Origin of the sequence: Leifsonia sp. 2TAF2, assembly GCF_052115085.1 — a bacterium.
Taxonomy (GTDB): domain Bacteria; phylum Actinomycetota; class Actinomycetes; order Actinomycetales; family Microbacteriaceae; genus Leifsonia.
The window spans coordinates 446780-465081 of the sequence record NZ_JBFRFY010000001.1; the positions used below are offsets into that span (position 1 = coordinate 446780).

Consider the following 18302-nt stretch of genomic DNA (forward strand, 5'->3'; position numbering starts at 1 on the left):
TCCATAACTCGTCGGATATCCACGGCGACTCGACCAGGCGAATCGCTCCCGCCATCGACCCGGCGCACCACTGACCCGGCCGTCTGGCCGGATAAGAGGTCGATGGATTAGGCGCGTGCCGGCTGTGGCGTGAGCTCCTCTGGAGAGAGTCTGTTGAGGTTGACGAAGGGGACGCACGCCGTTTCGGCTGTAAGCGCCGCGAGCCATCCGATCGGAGTGTTCGGGTCGGCGGCGATCGCCCACCCATCCATCACGTAGCGGCTGACGGTCTCCACGCACTCCTGCTTCTCAGCACGGGTCGGATTCATGGACCCTTTCACGCCGATGAGTCCGCCTTGCAGTTCCGGATCCATGTCGCTGGTGTCGATGATGAATACCCGCATCCCGCTCACTCCCTCATTGGGTCGATCGTTCTGAGTGCCTTTCCGGCGGGTGATCGAGAGCGAGCGGAAGGTGTGGAGTGCCGGGACCGTGGAGTACCGGAGGGGAGCGCAGCGGACTGAGGATACGCCGCGAAAGCCCGGCGCGGAGCACTGCGAGGGAGCTACGATCGGGCGACGGAAAGGCTCTCAAACCTCTGCGGGACAGCGCCTCCCGAGGCGACCACGACTTGCGAGCGGATCGCGTGGTTCCTGGGCTAGCGCACTCTTTGTTGATTGCGCCGGAGTACGCGTCCACGGCGAGCAAGGTGCGTTGTCGCTCCGGGCTCCTCCGCGTACGCTGCCAACCACACGTTAGCTCGCACGCGTCGTTCCTGGGTTACAAGCGCGTGTGCTGCGAAGGGTGTGAGCGCGAGTGCCGCGAAGGTTCCGAGCACAATGCCGGTGAGCAGATTGCCCGGCCAGGGAACTTGTTCAAGGTGTATCGGACTCGTCGGCGCGACCAAAAGCGCCAGGAATGCGATCACGAGTCCCGCGAGTGCGAGCTCGATGTTGGATGAGTCGTCTGCTGCGCGACGTTGCACTCTGCCTGGACCTGAAGCCTGACGCTGAGAGATTCGCGTTTCAGGTCTCGGACTCGCGGAAGTGTGACGTTGGTGTCGCGGTGGATGTGGCGTTTCACGTCGGTCGGTAGTCTGGCCATCTGTCGGCTAACTCAAGCAGTTGCTACGCATCGAGGAGTTTCTCGAGGCCCGCCTCATTGACGATCGTGACCCCGTATTCACGCGCTGTCTTGGCCTTTCCGGAGAGGGAGTCGGGGTCGGCGGCGACGAGGAGCTTGGTCTTCTTGACAACATTGCTCTTCACGATGAGTCCGAGTCGGGTGAGGACTTCCGACCAGGCTTCTCGAGGCTTTGACATCTCGCCCGTCAGGACGACGATGTCCCCTGGTTCGAGTCGGAAGCCGCTGGTCAACAACGGCGCAGGCGTGGATGGGGCCGCGGCCAATGAGCTGGCGACGACATCTTCGTCGACGGAGAGGAGCTCGCTGACGCTTCGGATTTCGGCGGCTTCGGCGTCGGTCAGGACGTCGTCCTCCCATGCGGTGGCCACGAGGCCGTCGAAGTATGCGCGGTGGGCGAGTCGAACATCCTCGGGGGTGAGCCCGAGCCCCTGTGCGAGCGCCTCGAGAGCTGAGGCTTCGGACACCGAGACAACTCGATCGAGGAGGACTCGATCGAGGAGGGCGAGATAGTCGACGTTGAGCTGCGCTCCGAGACGTGTGGCAGTGAGCGAGCCCACGAGCCGGTCCACGAAGGAGTGATCCTGTTCGAAGGCCTCTGTTCGAGCGGTCCATCGAACGGTCGGGTCGACCGCGAACGGACCGTAATGTCCAGCCGAAGCAAGCCAGGAGTCCCAGTAAGGCCGATTCGACACGGTCCGCATATACAGGCTGAGGAGCTGCGCCGTCGCGAGTGCGTCTCCGCCAGCGCTGTGGGCACTGGCCAGCTGCACTCCCACGGCCGTGCAGCATTCAGCCAATCGGCGATAACCGGAGACCCTTTCGCTCATCCGCATCGTGCAGAGCCAGCGCTCTGGCTCCGCGACGCGCAGGCCTGCCTGAGCCATTTGAAAGCCGAGGAACCTCGAGTCGAATGATGCATTGTGTGTGACCGGGACGCGGTCATCCAGGAGGTCGGCGACGTTCGGAGCGATCTGTTCGAACAGTGGCGCCCGAGCTGCTGCCGCGGCCGTGATGCCGTGGATATGTTGCGGACCCATGTCGCGGTTCGGGTTCACCAGTGTCTCGTGCCGGGTCTCAATCTCGCCCTCCGGCGACACCAACACGATTCCGATCTCCACGATGCGGTCATGCTTCGTAGGAAACAGACCCGTCGTCTCTAAATCAACGACTGCGAACCCTTTGCCCATGCGTCACCCCCTCAGCGAGGCTAGCGACCTGGACGAGGCGCCCGAACCCGCCAAAACAGGTGACACTCAACCGAAGATATCGGCCTTTGGAGTCGTCGACGGGCGCTGAAGAGAGTGCTCAGCTGGGCGCTCTCCACTTAAGTGCCTGCGTGCATTACGTTTTGTCGGTCGTTATCGCTGCTCGTCTCCTGCCTTCCTCCTTTCCTTGCCTCCTTCCGTCGCGCTTTTCGCTTCCGTCTGGTTTTCGCTGCCTTATTGATCGCTCTTTGTAGGTTCCTCCTGCCTCTCGCTTCCGCCGTTCAGAAGTACTTGGCCGGCGGCCGTTGCGCCCGGCTCCAAGATCGACGGCCCGAATCCCGGGCTGCCGCTGAACCCGTTCTCCGTGTTCTTCGGCACCTTGGAGGGCACATGCGTGTGGCGGCCGTCTGCCGACTGGATGCTGATCCTCTCCGGGTGGTCGTTCTCGCCCTCGCGATCCTCGTCCTGGTAGCGATCGACATGCGGCGTACCCGGCGCTCGCACGTCGACCACGCGACCCCGCACATGGGACGCGGCCGCGAGCGAAGCCATTCAGAACGGCGACTACACCGCCCCACTGTTCACCCCTCGAGAGCACTGATTGAAGCGACAGACATCGAGGAGTACGTGGAACTCGTCCGACGAAACAGGTCATCCTCGTACGGACCGGAGTGCTCTCCGCCAACGGGATGAAGCTCACGGTGGGAGCCCTCAGGACGATCACCATGGAGGTGGGTGCCGAGCTGAGGGAACTCCTTCCCGGCGAACACTGCGTTATCGACAGCCGACTGCGCCGACCCTCTGCGCGCGTTGGATTGCGAGACCTACGCACCAGCTACGCGGTGTTAATTGCGGTGGGTGCATGTGACGGCCACCTCCTGCACTGTTCGGGGGATCACTTCAACGTGGCAAAAGACAGCTTGGGACGGCCACTCTGAAGCGTCTATGAGGTCGTACGCGTCAAAGGCGGCCGCGCCGAGAAAGTCCGTTGGAATCAGTATCCGGCGGGGAGGGAGATTCTCGTTGCGGGGGAGCTCGACCGCATAGTCACGGTTCGAATCCTCGTGCAGCAGCACGGCAACGAACACCCCAAACGCGTTCATGGCGGCACTCTAAGCCCGCCCTACGCCAACGGCTAGAGAGTGATTCCGGCCGATGCGGAGACAGATAAGGCCGCCCACTGGGGGGAGCGGGCGGCCGGCCGCAACCGGCTGGGGCCGTTGCTTGGGACGAGAGTACACGGGCGGCAAGGGGCGTCATAAGTGGCACGGTCCGAAGCGACGGGGGCCCTGTGCGGCCGCGAAATAATCGTTGGTTATGGCGGATGTGTTAGTGCTGCATGGCTCTCCGGGCTCCGGGAAGAGCACCCTCGCTCGGGCGCTCAGTTTGGCGCTCGGTGCAGCGAACGTGCCGTGGGGTGTCATCGATATGGATGAGCTGAGCCTTGTGCACCCTTACCCGGGCCGATGGTTCCCGCGGGAGAATCTCCGGGCGATCTGGCCGAACTACGTCGACGCGGTCCCGGACATCAAACTGATCATCCCGATGGTGTTCAACGACGAGGAAGAGGTCGAACTCATCCGCGCAGCGCTGCCCGGCGCCCGGCTGATGATTTGCGAGACGACTGCCCCCATCGCCATCTTGAAGAAGCGGGTGTCCGATCGAGAGCCCACCGAAGAACTGGCCGCAGCGTTACGCACCTGGGTCGACGTCTACCATGCCCGCTCAGATCATGAGCGGATCCGCCACTTCCAGGTGGTGACCCATCCCGCCACAGTGGATGAGACCGTCCGCGAGATCCTCGACGTGACCAGCTGGCTGCCACCCGCACAGGTCACCCCTGATTCCGCTCGAGAGGTTTGACACATAGTTGTCAAACCAGCAGGGTAGGGATTGCTCCGATAAAAGCGGTCTGACGCCCTCGCCTGCTTCCCCGGCCCGGCGTGTTCGCCTCGGCGACCTGGTCGACCGGCGGTACCGGCAAGCCGTCATCGACCGCCGGAACCGGCTGCTCCGCCGCCCTTGACGCCAAGCACTACCTCGCGGCACACGGTCTCGGAACACATGCTCAGCTCGCAACAGCAGGTACGAACCGTGCCGGGCCAGCAAAGTCTTGATGACATCGAGCGCTAAACGTAGGTTGAGCCCACCGGCCCGGAGGGCGGGTTCGGCTGCGGCTGGGTCCGCCCCCAAAGGCCTTCAGGAGTACCCGCGACGCAACAGCATGCCCGCGGCTTTGTCGAACTCGGCGCCGCTGGGGATTTCGAAGTCGAGTGCGTTTGCGTAGCGAGCGATGATGTTGAACACGGCGGCCACGGCGGCCGCGTCACGCAGTTCGTCGACGTTCAATCCCGCCGCGAGGGCGGTTCGTGCGTCGTTGGCGGTGAGATCGTTCGGTGTGAGCGTTATCTTCTCGATGAATGCCAGCGCGGCCCTGAACCGGGGTGAGATCGGAGCTGAACGGTAGTCCCGCAGTACAGCGTCTGTGACTGCTTGGTTAATGCCGCGGACAGCAATGGCCGAGTGCGCCCCCACACAGAACGGGCACGCATTCCAACTCGCGACAGTCGCGGCCATCAATTCCCGCTCAGACACACTCCACGCACTGGGCCCGCGCATCGCCTTCTGCACCCATGCGCCCAGGATGGGGCCGGCGAAATCCTGGTGGTAGAACGCGACCCGCGCGGCATCAGGGAGCCGCATGCCGGAGACGCGGGAGATCATCCCGATGAGCGTCCGATGCCTCAGACTGTCGCCACGGTCGATCTCAGGGAGCCGCATCTTTGGCTTCTGTGATCGCGCGCTGCGCCGCGTCCCACCGCGCCAATCCCGCCCCGATCGCGGCCGTGAGGATTACCTCGAATGCGGCCTTGTCAGAGCCGGCGGCCTCGCGGACAGCGAGCACTTGGCCATCGCTGACTCGTGCGGAGTCCGCGATGATCTGGCGAACCAGCGTGCCGTAGGGTTCGGGAGCGTCGCGGTCATCGATAGCGGCACCGAGCGCGGCCAGGCGCAGTTCCTGGCTCGTCAGCCCTGACACCGAAACACGAGCGCGGAGCTGTTCCGCGTGGGATTCGTGAGATCCAAGATCTTCTTCGGACATGCGGAGACTCTACGCGCGAACCTACCAGCCGGGGCAGGCGCTGACTCGAAGTCAGGCCCGGCGCATTCGACGACGTGAGGCGCTGGGAACACGGATCCTTTCGCGCCGGCGCCCTTGGCCGTCCTGAGGTCCTCCTTGGGTCCCGTTAGTCACTAATTGAGAAAATCGATCACGTGTTGCCAGTGCTTGCCTATGATGTCCGCACCTCCGTCGACGCGTTCGACACGCGCCTCATGCGCTGCATGTGCGTACCACTGTGCGTCGTGCACAGTTGCGTAGGCGTCGGTCGTGCCGTAAAGAATCAAGGTTTCGACGTGGACACGGGGGGCAACTAGGTCCGGCTCCTCGAAAGCGCGACGGTCGGCGACGGTTCCCGCGTCTCCTTGAGTGAATGCGGTCTCAAGCATCCGCTGCAAACGGTCTGGGTACCCGAGCAACCCGTAATGAGCGGCTCGCGTCGTGAGTTCACGCTGCCAGGAGGCACCGTTGACCGCGCGTGATGGCGCAGGCGCTCCCACCAATACCAACCGCCTCACCAGGTGCGGATGCCTGGCAGCTAGCGCGGCCGCGTAGATTCCTCCCTCCCTCCACCCAACAACACCGATTCCACCGTAGGTAGTGCGCGTCGATTCTCGTGCGCCCGCCTCCGCCTCCCGCAAGTAACCGGCGAGATCGTCCACCCAGCCGCTGACGGTGGTGATGTCCTGTTCGGTGGCGCCGTAGCCGGGGCGTTCGAATGTCAGCAGGTGTATGCCGGAACGTGCCGTTAGCTCTGGTGCGGGGTCGAAACCCGACGCGCCCGGGGTCGGGTGGAGAAGGACCGCCAGGCGCTCACCGGCCGGGTCGCCGAGGCCAGTCATCCCTACTTCTCGGCCGCTGGGAAGCCGAACCAGCCGATATGTCATTGCATCCCTCCTAATTGTTGTGTATCCGAGCGGGCGCTGTCGCCGTGGCGAAGCTATCCGTTACGCGAGTGAAGGAGGCAACCCGATACGGCCGGGCGTCCGCCTCTTTGAGCTCGAGTCCGTGCCCGGGAGATGAGCGGTCCGGTACCAGATCGCCGTTACGCAACCCGGGGACACCGTCGAAGAAGGTGCCGGCGATGCGCGCGTGGTCGTGGAAGTACTCCACGTTGATCGTTCCGTCAAACGCGGCGGCTACAGAGGCATGTAAGGCGGGAGCGGTGTGTGCGCTGAGGGGGATGTCGTGCGCTCGGGCGAGTGAGGCGGCGATGCGGAACCCGGTGATGCCACAGCGGGTCGCGTCTGCTTGCAGCACGTCGACGCAGTCGTCGGTGATGAGGTCGCGGAAGTCGGCCGGGGTGTACGCGTACTCGCCGGCGGCCAGCCGGAGCGGTGCGGGCATACGGTCGCGCAGCAGGGTGAGACCGGCACGGTCGTCGCTTGACACCGGCTCTTCGAACCATGTGACGCCGAGGTCCGCGAATCTGTTAGCGAGGTGGAGTGCCTGTTTGCGCTCGTACGCGCCGTTCGCGTCCACGAACAATTCCACGTGCGGGCCGATGGTGTCCCGTGCGAGGGCGACGCGGCGCGGGTCGTCCCCGGGATCGGATCCGACCTTCATTTTCACGGCCCGCAGGCCATGCTCGGCCCAGGAACTCAGTTGCTCGGTCAGTTCCTGGTCGGTGTAGTCGGTGAAGCCGCCACTACCGTACGCGGGAACTGTATCGTGCGCGCCGCCGAGATATTGGACGAGGGGGACTCCGGCCAGCCGGGCGGCGAGGTCATGCACGGCGATGTCGATGGCCGAGATGGCGCTTGCGCACAGGCCCCGCCATCCGATGTTGCGGACTGCGCGCGCCATCGCCCAGAAGATGCGTTCGGTGTCGCGGCCGTCCATTCCCTCGGTCGCCGGCCAGAGGACATCCCGGACAATCCCGAGAGCTGCGGAAGGGGTGTGCGCGAATCCGAGCCCGGTCTTATCCGCGGCCGCCAGGCGGACGATCAGGAGGCCGGTGCTGCTCCAAGTGATGGTGCCGTCAGTTTCCGGTCGTTCACGACCCCCGATCGCCGTCGGAACCTCAAACGCATCCCCGGTGATCCGGTGTAGCCGCGCGTCGTCGTCACTTCTCATGGCTGTCCCGGTCGAGGTGGAGTGCGTCCTTCACCCGCTCGACCCCCTCAGTGATCAGTGACGTGGCGGAGTCCTTGATCACGCCGATGCCGTCCGGGTCGCCCCTTAGCAGCGCGAGGCCGGTGTTCTTCGCGAACTCGTAGGTGATGTGGGGTGGGAGCGGTGGGACGTTCTTGCTGGTGTGCGCGTCGATCACGGTGACGCCGCGGTGCGCGAGGGCCGCATCCCATGCGGCTTCCACCTCGTCGTCGGAGGTTACGGTGATGCCTTGGAACCCCAGCAGCCGTGCCCAGCCGGCGTAGTCGACGGACTCGACGTCCTGCGAGGTCGACCAGACTGGGTTGGCGTCCTCGGTGCGCATCTCCCAGGAGACCTGGGTGAGGTCGTTGTTGTGCAGCACGAGTACCACGAAGGTCCGGTCGTCCCACTTCGAGAGGTATTTCTTGAGCGTGATGAGCTCGTTCATTCCCAGCATCTGGAAGGCGCCATCGCCGATGGTGCAGACGACGGTGCGGTCGGGGTAGGCGAACTTCGCCGCCTCCGCATACGGCATGGCGGCCAACATCGTGGCCAGGCGGCCGGAGAGATCGCCGCGCATCTCGTCGCGCAGCCGGATGTAGTGGCCGTACCAGTCGGCCGTGGTTCCCGCGTCGCACGTGACGATGGCGCCAGCAGGCAGCCGCTTGTTCAGTTCGGCGTACACCTTGCGCGGGTTCACGCCGTCGTCGTAGTGCTTCTCGGCCTGGGCGGCGAGCTCGTCGTCCCAGTCGCGCATCTTCCCGGCCACCTTCTGCTGCCAGGACAGGTCGTCTTTTTGCCACAGGAGGGGGAGCAGACCGGCTAGCGCGGTCTTCACATCGGCCCAGATGCTCACCTCAGTGGGGTATCGAAGTCCCAGCTGTTCCGGCCTGATGTCGATCTGGATCGCGCGGGCCTGCCCGGTCTTGGGCAGGAACTGCCCGTACGGGTAGTTGGTGCCGAGCAGCACGAGGGTGTCGCAGTCCTGCATCTGGTCGTAGCTTGGCCGGGAGCCGAGCAGGCCGACCTGCTGGGTGTGGAACGGGATGTCTCCGGGCACCACCTGCTTGCCGCGCAGCGTCGTGATGAGACCAGCTCCTGACAGGCGGGCCGCCTCCAGCACCTCTTCCGTGGCGCCGTCGGCTCCCGCGCCCACGAGGAAGGTGACGCGCTTTCCCGCGTTGATGATGTCCGCAGCCGCCTGCAGCTGTTCGAGTGGCGGTGAGATCGCCGTCGAGGGGGCGACGGCGCTCGACCGCGACACCCACATCTCGGCGCCGGGCTCGGCCATGTTCATACCCTGCACGTCGTGCGGCAGGACGATGACGCACGGCTGCTTGCGGGTGATCGCCGTGCGGAACGCGGTATCGACGACGGCCTGCGCCTGCTCGGGCGAGACGATGGTCTGCACGTACTCGGCGACATCGGAGAACGCCTGCTCGAGGTTGCTTTCCTGCTGGTTGAACGTGCCGAACGAGTTTAGGCCCTGCTGCCCGATGATCGCGACGACCGGCTGGTTGTCCATCTTCGCGTCGTAGAGGCCGTTCATCATGTGGAAACCGCCGGGGCTGGAGGTGGCGACGCAGACGCCGACCTCTCCGGTGAACTTCGCGTGCGCGGTCGCCATCAGCGCGCAGATCTCCTCGTGTGTGGGGCGGATGTACTCCAGCCCCTCGCCTGCCCGCTCGGCTTTGCCGAGCATCCCGTCGAACTCGCCGATGCCGTCCCCGGGGAACCCGAACACCCGCCGCACGCCCCACTCGCGGAGCCGTCCGATGACGAACTCGCTGACCGTCTGTGCCATGTCTGTCCTCCTTGTGTTGCGCCGGCCGCTCAGGGCTCCGGGCGCTCGATGAGCCGGTCCGCCGCGCGTGCCGCGACGGCCATGATGGTGAGGGCGGGGTTGGCGCTGCCCTGGGTGGGAAGCACGCTCCCGTCGGTGATGAGCAGGTTAGGTACAGCGAACGTTCGGCAGTCGCCGTCCACGACCCCTTCCGTTTCGTCGGCGGCCATACGTGCGCCGCCGACCAGGTGCGCGTAGCGCTGAACGGTCATGGTCTCCTGCGCCCCGGCGGCCTCGAGGATGCGCTCCATCGTCGCCTGCGCCGCCTTCGCCAGCGCCCGGTCGTTGTCGCATTGGGTGTACGAGAAGTGCGCGACGGGGAGGCCGTACCGGTCGGTTTCGTCGGCGAGGGTGACCCGGTTGTCCGGCTGGGGGAGGAACTCGCAGAGCGCGCCGAGGCAGGCCCAGTGCACGTAGTCGGACATGTACCGCCGCAGGTCGGCGCCCCAGTGGCCCTGCGCCATCACGTGCTCAGCCCAGGTGATGGGCAGCGGTGAGACGGTCTGGATGGAGTACCCGCGCTTGTATGGCTTGGTGGGGTCCGTTTCGTAGAACTGTTCGGTGCTGACCTCGGGCGGCGGCGCCTTCCACATCCGGATCTCGTCCGGGAAACGGCCGGCGGTCTGCGGCGCTCCCTGCACCATCAGGTAGCGCCCGACCTGGTCGAAGTCGTTGCACAGCCCGTCGGGGAAACGGTCGGACCGGGAGTTCAGCAGCAGGCGCGGGGTCTCGATGGAATAGCCGGCGATCGCGACCATCTGCGCCCGCTGGAAGCGGGGGACGCCGTCGCGGAAGTAGTGCACGCCGGTGGCTCGCCCGGTGCGCTCGTCGTAGCCGATGGAGGCGACCATGCTGTCCGCGCGGATCTCCGCGCCGTGCTCCAACGCATCCGGGATGTGCGTGATGAGCGGCGACGCCTTGGCGTTGACCTTGCATCCCTGCAGGCAGAAGCCGCGGTAGATGCAGTGCGGCCGGTGGCCGAACCGCCCGTTGGCGATCGCGACCGGTCCGACCTTCGCCGTGATCCCGGCGGCCTCTGTGCCGCGCAGGAAGGTCTCGCCGTTGCCGGAGACGGGATGCGCGTGGTGTGGGTAGCTGTGCGGGTCACCCCACGGCCAGTCCTCCCCGGCGACCGGGAGTTCGTTCTCGATGTCAGAGTAATAGGACGCGAGCTGCTCGTAGGCGATGGGCCAGTCGGCGCCGACGCCGTCCACGCGGAGCGTGTGGAAGTCGCTCGGGTGGAAGCGCGGGGTGTAGCCGGCGTAGTGAACCATCGAACCGCCGACGCCTCGACCGGAGTTGTTCGAGCCGAGCGGTACGGGATCGGCCCCGCCGATCTGCCGCGGCTCTGTCCAGTAGAGGTGGTGTGAGCCGGCCTCGTCGCTGACCCAGTCGCGTTCCGGGTCCCAGAACGGGCCGGCGTCGAAGGCGACCGCGCTCCAGCCGGCACGGGCGAGGCGCTGTAGCAGCACGGAGCCGCCGGCACCGCACCCCACGATGGCGACGTCGACCTCGTCGGTGTCGGCGAAGCGCCGCATCCCGTTCAGGAGTTCCGGGCGCGTGCGCGAGCCGTCCGCGGTCAGCAGCCAGGCTGACGCGTTGCGCTCGCGCACCGTCGCCCCGCTCACGATGCGCCTCCGGTCCGTGTGGCGGGGATCTTGGCGGGATGGGCGTCTGCGACCTCGAAGGGCTCGCGTTTGCCAACGCCGAGGTTCTTGTACCCGCGCGGGTACGCCGGCCCTACGAAACCGATCTCGTCCCAAGCGTCGGGGTGGCTGTAGAAGGCGGTGCAGGCGTACCGGGTCCACAGGCTCCACACCTGCCCGCGGTGCAGGCCGTGCCAGTCGCCGTCGCCGCTGCGGATCCCCTCCAGCAGCTCGCGGCGCTCGTCCCGGCCGCATTCAGCGAAGGAGCAACCGTGCACGGCGCGGGCTTCGTCGTCGAGCGCGGCCAGCGTGATGTGCCAGGCGTCGCCGTCGGTCGGCATGCTGTCGTAGTGCCAACCGTCCGTTTGGCTTTCGGCCAGTCGCGCATCCACCATCACGGTAATCGGTACCCGGCCATCGCCCTCCTGGTCGAGCAGCTCGTCGAACAGTGCGGTGGCCGCAGCCTGCTCGGCCACGTCGAAGAAGCGGATGTCGGCCGGGCGTCCGACGCGGGCCAGCACGACGGACCGGGTGGCGTCGTCCCAGTGGTTCGCCTGGTCGAGCACCCGGAAGCCCGGGAACCGCGCCGGCACTTCCGTGCCGGGCTGCACCGGTGGCGTGCTCATTTCTCTCGCCTCAGGATCGCGGCGAGCAGCCCCATCCCGCCGACCACGGTGACCAGCAGGGGTGCGAGCAGCGGCGGCCCCATTTCGATGTTGTAGCGGAGGTTGCGCCAGCCGCCCGGTTTCTGCCCGACGCCGCGGGCGTGCAGATAGGTGCCCTGCAGGCCGTTGGCGACGATGGTCGCCGCGGCGATCGGCAGCAGCGTCTTGGCGGCCCGGCGGCTGAACACACCCACCACGCCCGCGATCGCGCCGACTGGGCCGAGCACGACCGGCGCCCACATCCACGGATTGCCGAAGCTCGCCTTGTCGTGCTCGAAGTAGATCTCGGCGGCCGTCACCAGCGACCCGGCCGCGGTCAGCCCCGAGAGCGACCGCTCGAAGCGGCCGGTCTCCACGTTGCGCACGAGCCGGTCGATGCCGTGTTCCGCTTTGCGCCTCGTCTTCCGCACCTTCATTTCTTCTCCTGCTCCTGCTCCTGTTCCTGCGCCGCCCGGCGGAAACTCTCTTTCGGATCGCGGAATGCGCCGACCGGTGCCGCGTCCTGTCTGGTCAAGCCGTTGCCGATCCAGCCGAGGACCAGCCGCAGTCGCCTGCCGGGGCTCGGTAGCGCGATCGCGTGGTACGCCTTGTCGACCGCCCAGGCCGGGAACCCGCGCAGCGGCACACCGCGGAGCACCGCGGCGCCACGCATCCCGCCGTAGCTGGCCAGCGTGCCCAGAGACGTGTGCCGGTACTCGGCGGGCGCGCGACCGTCGAGGGCGAGCCGGAGGTTGCCGGCCAGCACCCGTGCCTGACGGATCGCGTTCTGCGCGTTCGGCGGGTAGTAGGCGGGCTGCTTCGACGCGGTGAGGTCGGGGATCTGCGCGTCGTCGCCCAGGCCCCAGGCGCCCTCTACCGGCGTGCCGTCGTCGCGGACGACCCGGAGGCGCGCGTCGCACTGCACGTGGCCTTTCGGCCCGCGCGGCACGTCGGCGCGGTCGAGCACCGGGTTAGGGGTGACGCCCGCGACCCAGACGATCGTGTCGGCGGGATGCGTTTCGCCGTTGTTCAGGACGACATCGCCGTTCTCACAGCCGGTCATTTCGGTGTGCAGAAGCACGCGGATACCGCGGCGCCGCAGCAGCCGCAGCGTCCAGTCGGACAGCGGCTCGGTCAGCTCGGCGGCGATGCGGCCGGCCGCCTCGACCAGGAGCCACTCCATCTGCTCGCCGTCGAGCTCCAGGTAGCGCTCGAGTTCCGCCGCGGCGAGGCGCTGCAGCTCGGCGATCGCTTCAACACCGGTGTAGCCGCCGCCGACGAACACGAAGGTGAGCGCGCGGCGGCGTTCCGCGGAGTCGGCGGCGGCGGCGGCGAAGCGGATCCGACCGAGCACGTGATCTCGCAGGTAGACCGCCTCCTCCACGCTTGAGAAGCCGATCCCGTTCTCGACGAGCCCCGGGATGGGGAGGGTCTTGGTCACGGCGCCGAGGGCGAACACGACGTGGTCGTAGGAAAGCGCCCGCTCGGTGCCGTCCAGCGACCGGATCACGGCGATCTTCGCGCCCGTGTCCACCGAGACGACCGAGCCGGACACGAGGTCCGCGTCGCGTAGCGGCCGCCGCAACGGGACGACGCTGTCACGCGCCTGCGTCTCACCGCCCGCGACCTCCGGCAGCAGCGGCTTGTACGTCAAGTAGGGTTGCGGGTCGACGACGGTCAGCCGGATCCGGTGTGCTGCGGCTTCCCTTCGCAGGTCGCGGGCGACCGTGAACCCGGCGAAGCCAGCGCCGAGGACGAGGATGTGCGGTGCTGTCATGAGGGTCGCTCTTTCTCGATCGGGATGCGGTCCTGGGTCGTGGTCGCCGCGCCGGAAAGAAGGTGGAAGGCGCTGCGGACCAGGGCGAAGTGGCTGTAGGCCTGCGGCATGTTGCCCAGCTGCCGAGCCGCGTGCGGATCCCACTCCTCGCTGAGCAGGCCCACGTCGTTGCGGAGGCCGAGCAGCCGGGCGAACAGCGCCTCTGCCTCGTCACGGCGGCCTGCGCCGATCAACGCATCGACCAGCCAGAAGGAGCACATGAGGAACACGCCTTCGCCGCCAGGCAGCCCGTCGTCGCTTGCCTGCGGCTTGTAGCGGAGCACGAGGCCGTCTTCGGTGAGGTCGCGCTGGATGGCCTCGATGGTGCCGATGACCCGACGGTCATCCGGCGGCAAGAAGCCCACCCGGGGGATCAGCAGGAGGGACGCATCCAGATCTTTCGAGCCGTAGGACTGGACGAACGTGTTGCGCTTCTGGTCGAAGCCGTTGGCGAGGATGTCACGGCGGATCTCGGCACGTAACCGCTCCCAGCGGCGGACCGGCCCGGGAAGGCCGAACTGCTGGGCGCCGTCGATCATGCGGTCGACCGCGACCCAGGCCATCACCTTGGAGTGCGTGAAGTGCCGGCGCGGCCCGCGCATCTCCCAGATACCGTTGTCCGGCTCCTGCCAGTGGTCGGCGAGATGGTCGACCAGGGCGCGCTGCACGTTCCACGCGTCCTCGCCTGCGCCGATGGTCGATCGGGTGAGCGAGAGCCCGTCGAGCACCTCGCCCCAGACATCGAGCTGGAGCTGCTCGGAGGCCGCGTTCCCCACCCGGACCGGGGTCGAGCCCTCGTACCCGGACAGCCAGTCGAGCGTCTCCTCCGGCAGCCGGCGGCGTCCGTCCAGGCCGTACATGATGCGCAGGTCGGCGGGGTCGCCGGCGACCGCCCGCAACAGCCAGTCCCGCCACGCCGCGGCCTCGTCGGTGTAACCGGCCGTCAGCAGTGACTGGAGCGCGAGCGTCGCATCCCGGAGCCAGCAGAAGCGGTAGTCCCAGTTGCGCGGGCCGCCCGGCTGCTCCGGGAGGGAGGTGGTGGGTGCGGCGACGATGCCGCCGGTGGGCAGATAGGTCAGCGCCTTAAGGGTGATGAGCGAGCGCTGGATGGCGTCGGTGTGCGGGCCGTAGGCGGTGCTGCGGTCGCTCCACCTGGTCCAGAACAGCTCGGTCGCCGCGAGAGCAGCCTCGGGGTCGGCAGGTTCGGGTTCGTCGGCGTGGCTCGGGTACCAGGTGAGCGTGAACGCCACCCGGTCGCCCGCTTCCAGGTCGAATGTGGCCACGGTGCTGAGGCCGCGCCCCTCCATCGGAACATCGGCAGAGATGAGGACGGCGTCGGGTCCGGCCACCGCGCGGACGCCGCGCTCGGTCCGGGTCACCCAGGGGACGATGTGCCCGTAGTCGAACCGCAGGATGAGCTCGCTGTGCATTCGGATTCGGCCGCTGACCCCCTCCACGATGCGCACGAGGTCGGCGGCCCGATCGCGCACCGGCATGAAGTCCGTGACCCGCACCAGGCCGTCCGCCGTCTCCCACTCCGTCTCCAGGATGAGCGTGTCGCCCCGGTACCGCCGTCGCGTGCTGCGCCCGGCGTCCTGCGGGGCGATGCGCCAGTGCCCGGCCGCGTCCGTGTCGAGCAGGGCGGCGAAGCAGGCGGGGGAGTCGAAGCGTGGTAGGCACAGCCAGTCGATGGAGCCGCCCGCCGACACCATCGCCGCCGTGTGGAGGTCGCCAATCAGGGCGTAGTCCTCGATCCGTGCCGCGCTCACAGTCCCACGCTGCCGTGCATGATTCCGCCGTCGACGAAGACGGTCGTAGCTGTCAGGTACGAGCCGGCGTCCGAGATCACGAACGCCACGACCTCGCCGATTTGGTTCGGCTCCGCGACCTTCCGGAGCGGGATGCTGTCCTCCAGCGTCTGCCGCAGGGAGTCGTCCTTCATCGTCTGGGCGTTGATTGGGGTGTCGACCGCCCCGGGAGCGACGTTGACAACCCTCACCCCCTGCGGCCCGAGCTCTACCCCTGCGGCACGGGTCAGCATCCGCATCCCGCCCTTCGCCACGCAGTAGCTGAGGTTGCCGGGCATGGGCCAGTCCTCGTGCACCGAGGAGATGTTCACTACGATCCCGCCGCGACCCTGCTCGATGAACCGCTTCGCCGCCCGCTGCGTGCCGAAGACCGCGCTTTTGAGGTCGACGGCCATCACCTGATCGAAGGTCTGCTCGTCGACCTCCAGCAGGCTGTGCCGCTTCTCGATGCCGGCGTTGTTGACGAACGCGTCAAGCTGCCCGAACTCGTCGACCGCGGTCTGGATCAGCTTGTCGATCCCGGCGACCGAGCTCACATCGGCCTCCACCCCGACCGCGCGTCCACCGCTTGCGGTGATGGTCTTCACGAGATCCGCGGCGTCCTCCGGTCGACTGACATAGTCGATCACGACCGCTGCGCCCGACGCGGCCAGCGCCCGCACGATCGCCGCGCCGATGCCGGTGTTTCCCCCGGTCACTACAACGCTCTTGCCGTTCAAGTTCATGCATTCCTCCTCGTCCTCTGCCCACTGAACCACTTGTTTGCGCAAACGCAACTGCTTAAGGGGTCCTGGGTCTGGCGCCTTTTGCTGCGGCAAACCCTCCGAGCGTGAGAAGAGCGGCTGGGCGTGGTTTCGGCGTTCCGGAACCGCTCTTTATCGCTTCTTCCATCGCGACAGACCAGCGTCGGTGGAGCAGATCCTGACCGATACGTTCGGCCGATCCGCACGGAACGGGGAGGGTCGTGGACTGTCCCTCCCTGTCCGGTCCGCTGGTCCGCGTCGACCAGCGCCTTAGGAGGGGGGTCGAGCCTGGGGTTCTTCGGTGTCCGGTCCGGGCGGCTGGTACGGGGGGCCGGCCATCTCGGGCGCGGCACGGCCGGCGCGCAGCAGCCGGGCGTGCAGGATGTCGCCGACGAACAGGTCGTAAACCAGAACGCCGATCACCCCGCCGATGAGCGGCCCGAGGATGGGAACCCACATGTATCCGCTAAACCACGGGCCGTTACCCGGCACCGCCAGGCCGCCCCACCCCGCGATCCAGGCGAGGAGCCGCGGGCCAAGGTCACGGGCAGGGTTGATCGCGTATCCCGCGTTGGCGCCGTAGGACATGCCGATCGCGGCGACCGCGAAGCCGATGATCAGCGGTCCCAGGTTCGATTGGACGGCCGTGTTTCGCAGGTCGATGACCGCAACGACCAGCAGCACGAGGAACATCGTCCCGACGATCTGGTCGAACAGCGGCCCCCACATGTTCCCGTCGTAGTACGGGGCGGGGAAGGTGGCAAAGATCGAGAAGGAGGCGAGCGTATGTCCGTTCACCTTCGGACCCTTGCTCGCGGTGTCGAACGCACCGATCGCCGCGGCGTACACGCCGAGCACCAAAGCCGCGCCAAGGAAGGCTCCGAGCAGCTGCGAGAGCATGTACGGCAGCACCTTCACCCAGGCGAAGCCGCGCCGCACTGCGAACGCCAGCGTCACCGCCGGGTTGAGGTGTGCGCCGCTGACGCCGCCGGCGACGTAGATGCCGAACACGACCGCCATCGCCCAGCCCCAGGTGACGAGCAGCCAGTCGCCGGCGCCGAGGAAGAACGTCGTTGGCCCCTCAGTGCGACCGGATCCCGGCAGCGCGGCGACAGCCATCGCGACGACACCGTCGCCGAAGGCGATCAGGACGAAGGTTCCGAGGAACTCCGCGAGGCACTCGCCCCACAGGCCGCTCCGGCGTTTGAGCCCCCAGCCTCGGACGAGGACCGGGATCGTGTCATCGGACATTCCGCACCTCCAATGGAAGCGGCGTGTCACCACGTCGATATAGTAAGTGTTACGCAACCGTTGCGATTGCGCAATGAACTTTTCCGCCCGCGCGATGTGAGGAGCCCGGAATGGATCTGCGACGCTGGCTATGGGCGGAGTGCGGGTCTGGCACGCTGGACCGACCCGGCGGGAGTCCTCGCCGCACTGAGCACGGGGCAGCCCGGTGACCGCCGCTGAGGCGGCAGGGGAGCAGGCCCGGCACCAGCACGGTGGGCACCGCGTAATCAATCCCGCCGTCCTCTATGTGGGCACGCCGGTGCTGCTGCTTGCCTCCCGAAATGACGACGGCGGCGCGAACCTCGCGCCCGCCTCCTCGTACTGGGCTCTCGGCAGGATGCTCGCGCTCGGGCTTGAGGCCGACGGGCACACGCTCGCCAATCTTCGCGAACGGCCGCAGCTCACGGTGAACTTCCCGTCGCCGCCGCTGTGGCCCGCTGTCGAGCAGATCGCCGACCTGACCGGGAAGCCCGAAGTACCGGAGGCGAAGGCCGCCCGGTACGCGTACAGCGCCGACAAGTTCGCCGCGGCGGGGTTGACGCCGCAACCCTCCGACCTGGTTGACCCGCCGCGCGTGCTTGAGTGCTTGCTGCAGCTTGAGGCGCAGGTGCGGCGGGTGACGCCAGGCGTGACCGGTGACTACGCGATCGTGGAGGCCGAGGTCGTCCGCGTCCACGCCGACTCCCGCATCGTCCGCGACGGCGACCACATCGACCCGCTGGCGTGGCAGCCGATCGTCTACAGCTTCCGCCACTACTTCGGAATCGGCGAGCCGCTCGGCGCACGCGGCTCCGCCGCCCCGTCACCCGCCGACCGTTGGGCCGAGGAGCAGGAGGAGCCGGAAGGCGGCGACGCGGCGTGCTGGCTCGCATCCATCTGCCCCGAGTGCGGTGCGATGCGGGAGGCGACCGGCGCGTGTCGGCGCTGCGGCGCGGCGTAGGGCGCCTCGCCATCAAGTGGGTCGTCC

The 18302-nt window shown here is 67.3% G+C and carries 18 protein-coding genes and 1 pseudogene; 3 read left to right on the forward strand and 16 right to left on the reverse strand.

Annotation, left to right across the window (positions count from 1 at the left end):
• Positions 1–107: 107 nt before the first annotated feature.
• From AB4Z18_RS02060 to AB4Z18_RS02075, 4 genes are all read right to left on the reverse strand, one after another.
• Positions 108–383 (reverse strand): hypothetical protein, encoded by a 276-nt coding sequence (locus AB4Z18_RS02060; protein ID WP_441781044.1) that lies wholly within the window; start codon positions 381–383, stop codon positions 108–110.
• A gap of 723 nt (positions 384–1106) precedes the next feature.
• A complete protein-coding gene (locus tag AB4Z18_RS02065; RefSeq protein ID WP_441781045.1) occupies positions 1107–2312 on the reverse strand; it encodes an exonuclease domain-containing protein in 1206 nt (401 codons plus the stop codon).
• 252 nt (positions 2313–2564) lie between these two features.
• Positions 2565–2843 carry a hypothetical protein gene (locus AB4Z18_RS02070; protein ID WP_441781046.1) on the reverse strand — a complete coding sequence of 93 codons (279 nt, stop codon included), beginning with the start codon at positions 2841–2843 and terminating at the stop codon, positions 2565–2567.
• Positions 2844–3175: 332 nt separating this feature from the next.
• Positions 3176–3433 (reverse strand): hypothetical protein, encoded by a 258-nt coding sequence (locus AB4Z18_RS02075; RefSeq protein ID WP_441781047.1) that lies wholly within the window; start codon positions 3431–3433, stop codon positions 3176–3178.
• A 325-nt stretch (positions 3434–3758) separates the two neighbouring features.
• On the opposite strand from AB4Z18_RS02075, the gene AB4Z18_RS02080 reads away from it, so the two are divergent.
• Both AB4Z18_RS02080 and AB4Z18_RS02085 read left to right on the forward strand, forming a co-directional pair.
• The gene (locus AB4Z18_RS02080) at positions 3759–4193 is read left to right on the forward strand and encodes a hypothetical protein (RefSeq protein ID WP_441781048.1); all 435 of its coding nucleotides are present in this window, start codon (positions 3759–3761) and stop codon (positions 4191–4193) included.
• Between the two features lie 74 nt (positions 4194–4267).
• A pseudogene (locus AB4Z18_RS02085) lies at positions 4268–4447 on the forward strand (hypothetical protein); the annotation flags it as partial.
• 82 nt (positions 4448–4529) lie between these two features.
• On the opposite strand, the gene AB4Z18_RS02090 reads toward AB4Z18_RS02085, so the two are convergent.
• From AB4Z18_RS02090 to AB4Z18_RS02145, 12 genes are all read right to left on the reverse strand, one after another.
• On the reverse strand, positions 4530–5054 hold the full coding sequence (locus AB4Z18_RS02090; protein ID WP_441781049.1) for a carboxymuconolactone decarboxylase family protein: 525 nt from the start codon (positions 5052–5054) through the stop codon (positions 4530–4532).
• 43 nt (positions 5055–5097) lie between these two features.
• The gene (locus AB4Z18_RS02095; protein WP_441781050.1) at positions 5098–5433 is read right to left on the reverse strand and encodes a hypothetical protein; all 336 of its coding nucleotides are present in this window, start codon (positions 5431–5433) and stop codon (positions 5098–5100) included.
• Positions 5434–5585: 152 nt separating this feature from the next.
• Entirely contained in the window at positions 5586–6293 is a 708-nt protein-coding gene (locus AB4Z18_RS02100; protein ID WP_441781051.1) for an alpha/beta fold hydrolase, read from the reverse strand.
• Between the two features lie 55 nt (positions 6294–6348).
• Positions 6349–7527, reverse strand: a complete 1179-nt coding sequence (locus tag AB4Z18_RS02105; protein ID WP_441781052.1) for an enolase C-terminal domain-like protein — start codon at positions 7525–7527, stop codon at positions 6349–6351.
• Positions 7517–9349, reverse strand: a complete 1833-nt coding sequence (locus AB4Z18_RS02110; protein ID WP_441781053.1) for a thiamine pyrophosphate-requiring protein — start codon at positions 9347–9349, stop codon at positions 7517–7519. Before AB4Z18_RS02110 ends, AB4Z18_RS02105 begins: the two co-directional genes overlap by 11 nt.
• A 29-nt stretch (positions 9350–9378) precedes the next feature.
• Positions 9379–11016, reverse strand: a complete 1638-nt coding sequence (locus tag AB4Z18_RS02115; RefSeq protein WP_441781054.1) for a GMC family oxidoreductase — start codon at positions 11014–11016, stop codon at positions 9379–9381.
• Complete coding sequence (locus AB4Z18_RS02120; RefSeq protein ID WP_441781055.1) at positions 11013–11660, reverse strand: gluconate 2-dehydrogenase subunit 3 family protein; 648 nt, start codon at positions 11658–11660, stop codon at positions 11013–11015. The genes AB4Z18_RS02115 and AB4Z18_RS02120 overlap by 4 nt, the downstream gene beginning before the upstream one ends.
• On the reverse strand, positions 11657–12115 hold the full coding sequence (locus AB4Z18_RS02125) for a hypothetical protein (RefSeq protein WP_441781056.1): 459 nt from the start codon (positions 12113–12115) through the stop codon (positions 11657–11659). Before AB4Z18_RS02125 ends, AB4Z18_RS02120 begins: the two co-directional genes overlap by 4 nt.
• On the reverse strand, positions 12112–13455 hold the full coding sequence (locus tag AB4Z18_RS02130; RefSeq protein WP_441781057.1) for an NAD(P)/FAD-dependent oxidoreductase: 1344 nt from the start codon (positions 13453–13455) through the stop codon (positions 12112–12114). The genes AB4Z18_RS02125 and AB4Z18_RS02130 overlap by 4 nt, the downstream gene beginning before the upstream one ends.
• Entirely contained in the window at positions 13452–15263 is a 1812-nt protein-coding gene (locus AB4Z18_RS02135; protein WP_441781058.1) for a glycoside hydrolase family 15 protein, read from the reverse strand. Before AB4Z18_RS02135 ends, AB4Z18_RS02130 begins: the two co-directional genes overlap by 4 nt.
• On the reverse strand, positions 15260–16027 hold the full coding sequence (locus AB4Z18_RS02140) for an SDR family NAD(P)-dependent oxidoreductase (RefSeq protein WP_441781059.1): 768 nt from the start codon (positions 16025–16027) through the stop codon (positions 15260–15262). The genes AB4Z18_RS02135 and AB4Z18_RS02140 overlap by 4 nt, the downstream gene beginning before the upstream one ends.
• A gap of 288 nt (positions 16028–16315) precedes the next feature.
• Positions 16316–17296 carry an MIP/aquaporin family protein gene (locus AB4Z18_RS02145; RefSeq protein ID WP_441781060.1) on the reverse strand — a complete coding sequence of 327 codons (981 nt, stop codon included), beginning with the start codon at positions 17294–17296 and terminating at the stop codon, positions 16316–16318.
• 205 nt (positions 17297–17501) lie between these two features.
• Between AB4Z18_RS02145 and AB4Z18_RS02150 the strand changes: the two genes are divergently transcribed.
• Positions 17502–18275: a flavin reductase family protein gene (locus AB4Z18_RS02150; protein WP_441781061.1), complete on the forward strand. Its 774-nt coding sequence runs from the start codon at positions 17502–17504 to the stop codon at positions 18273–18275.
• The last annotated feature ends 27 nt before the right edge of the window (positions 18276–18302 follow it).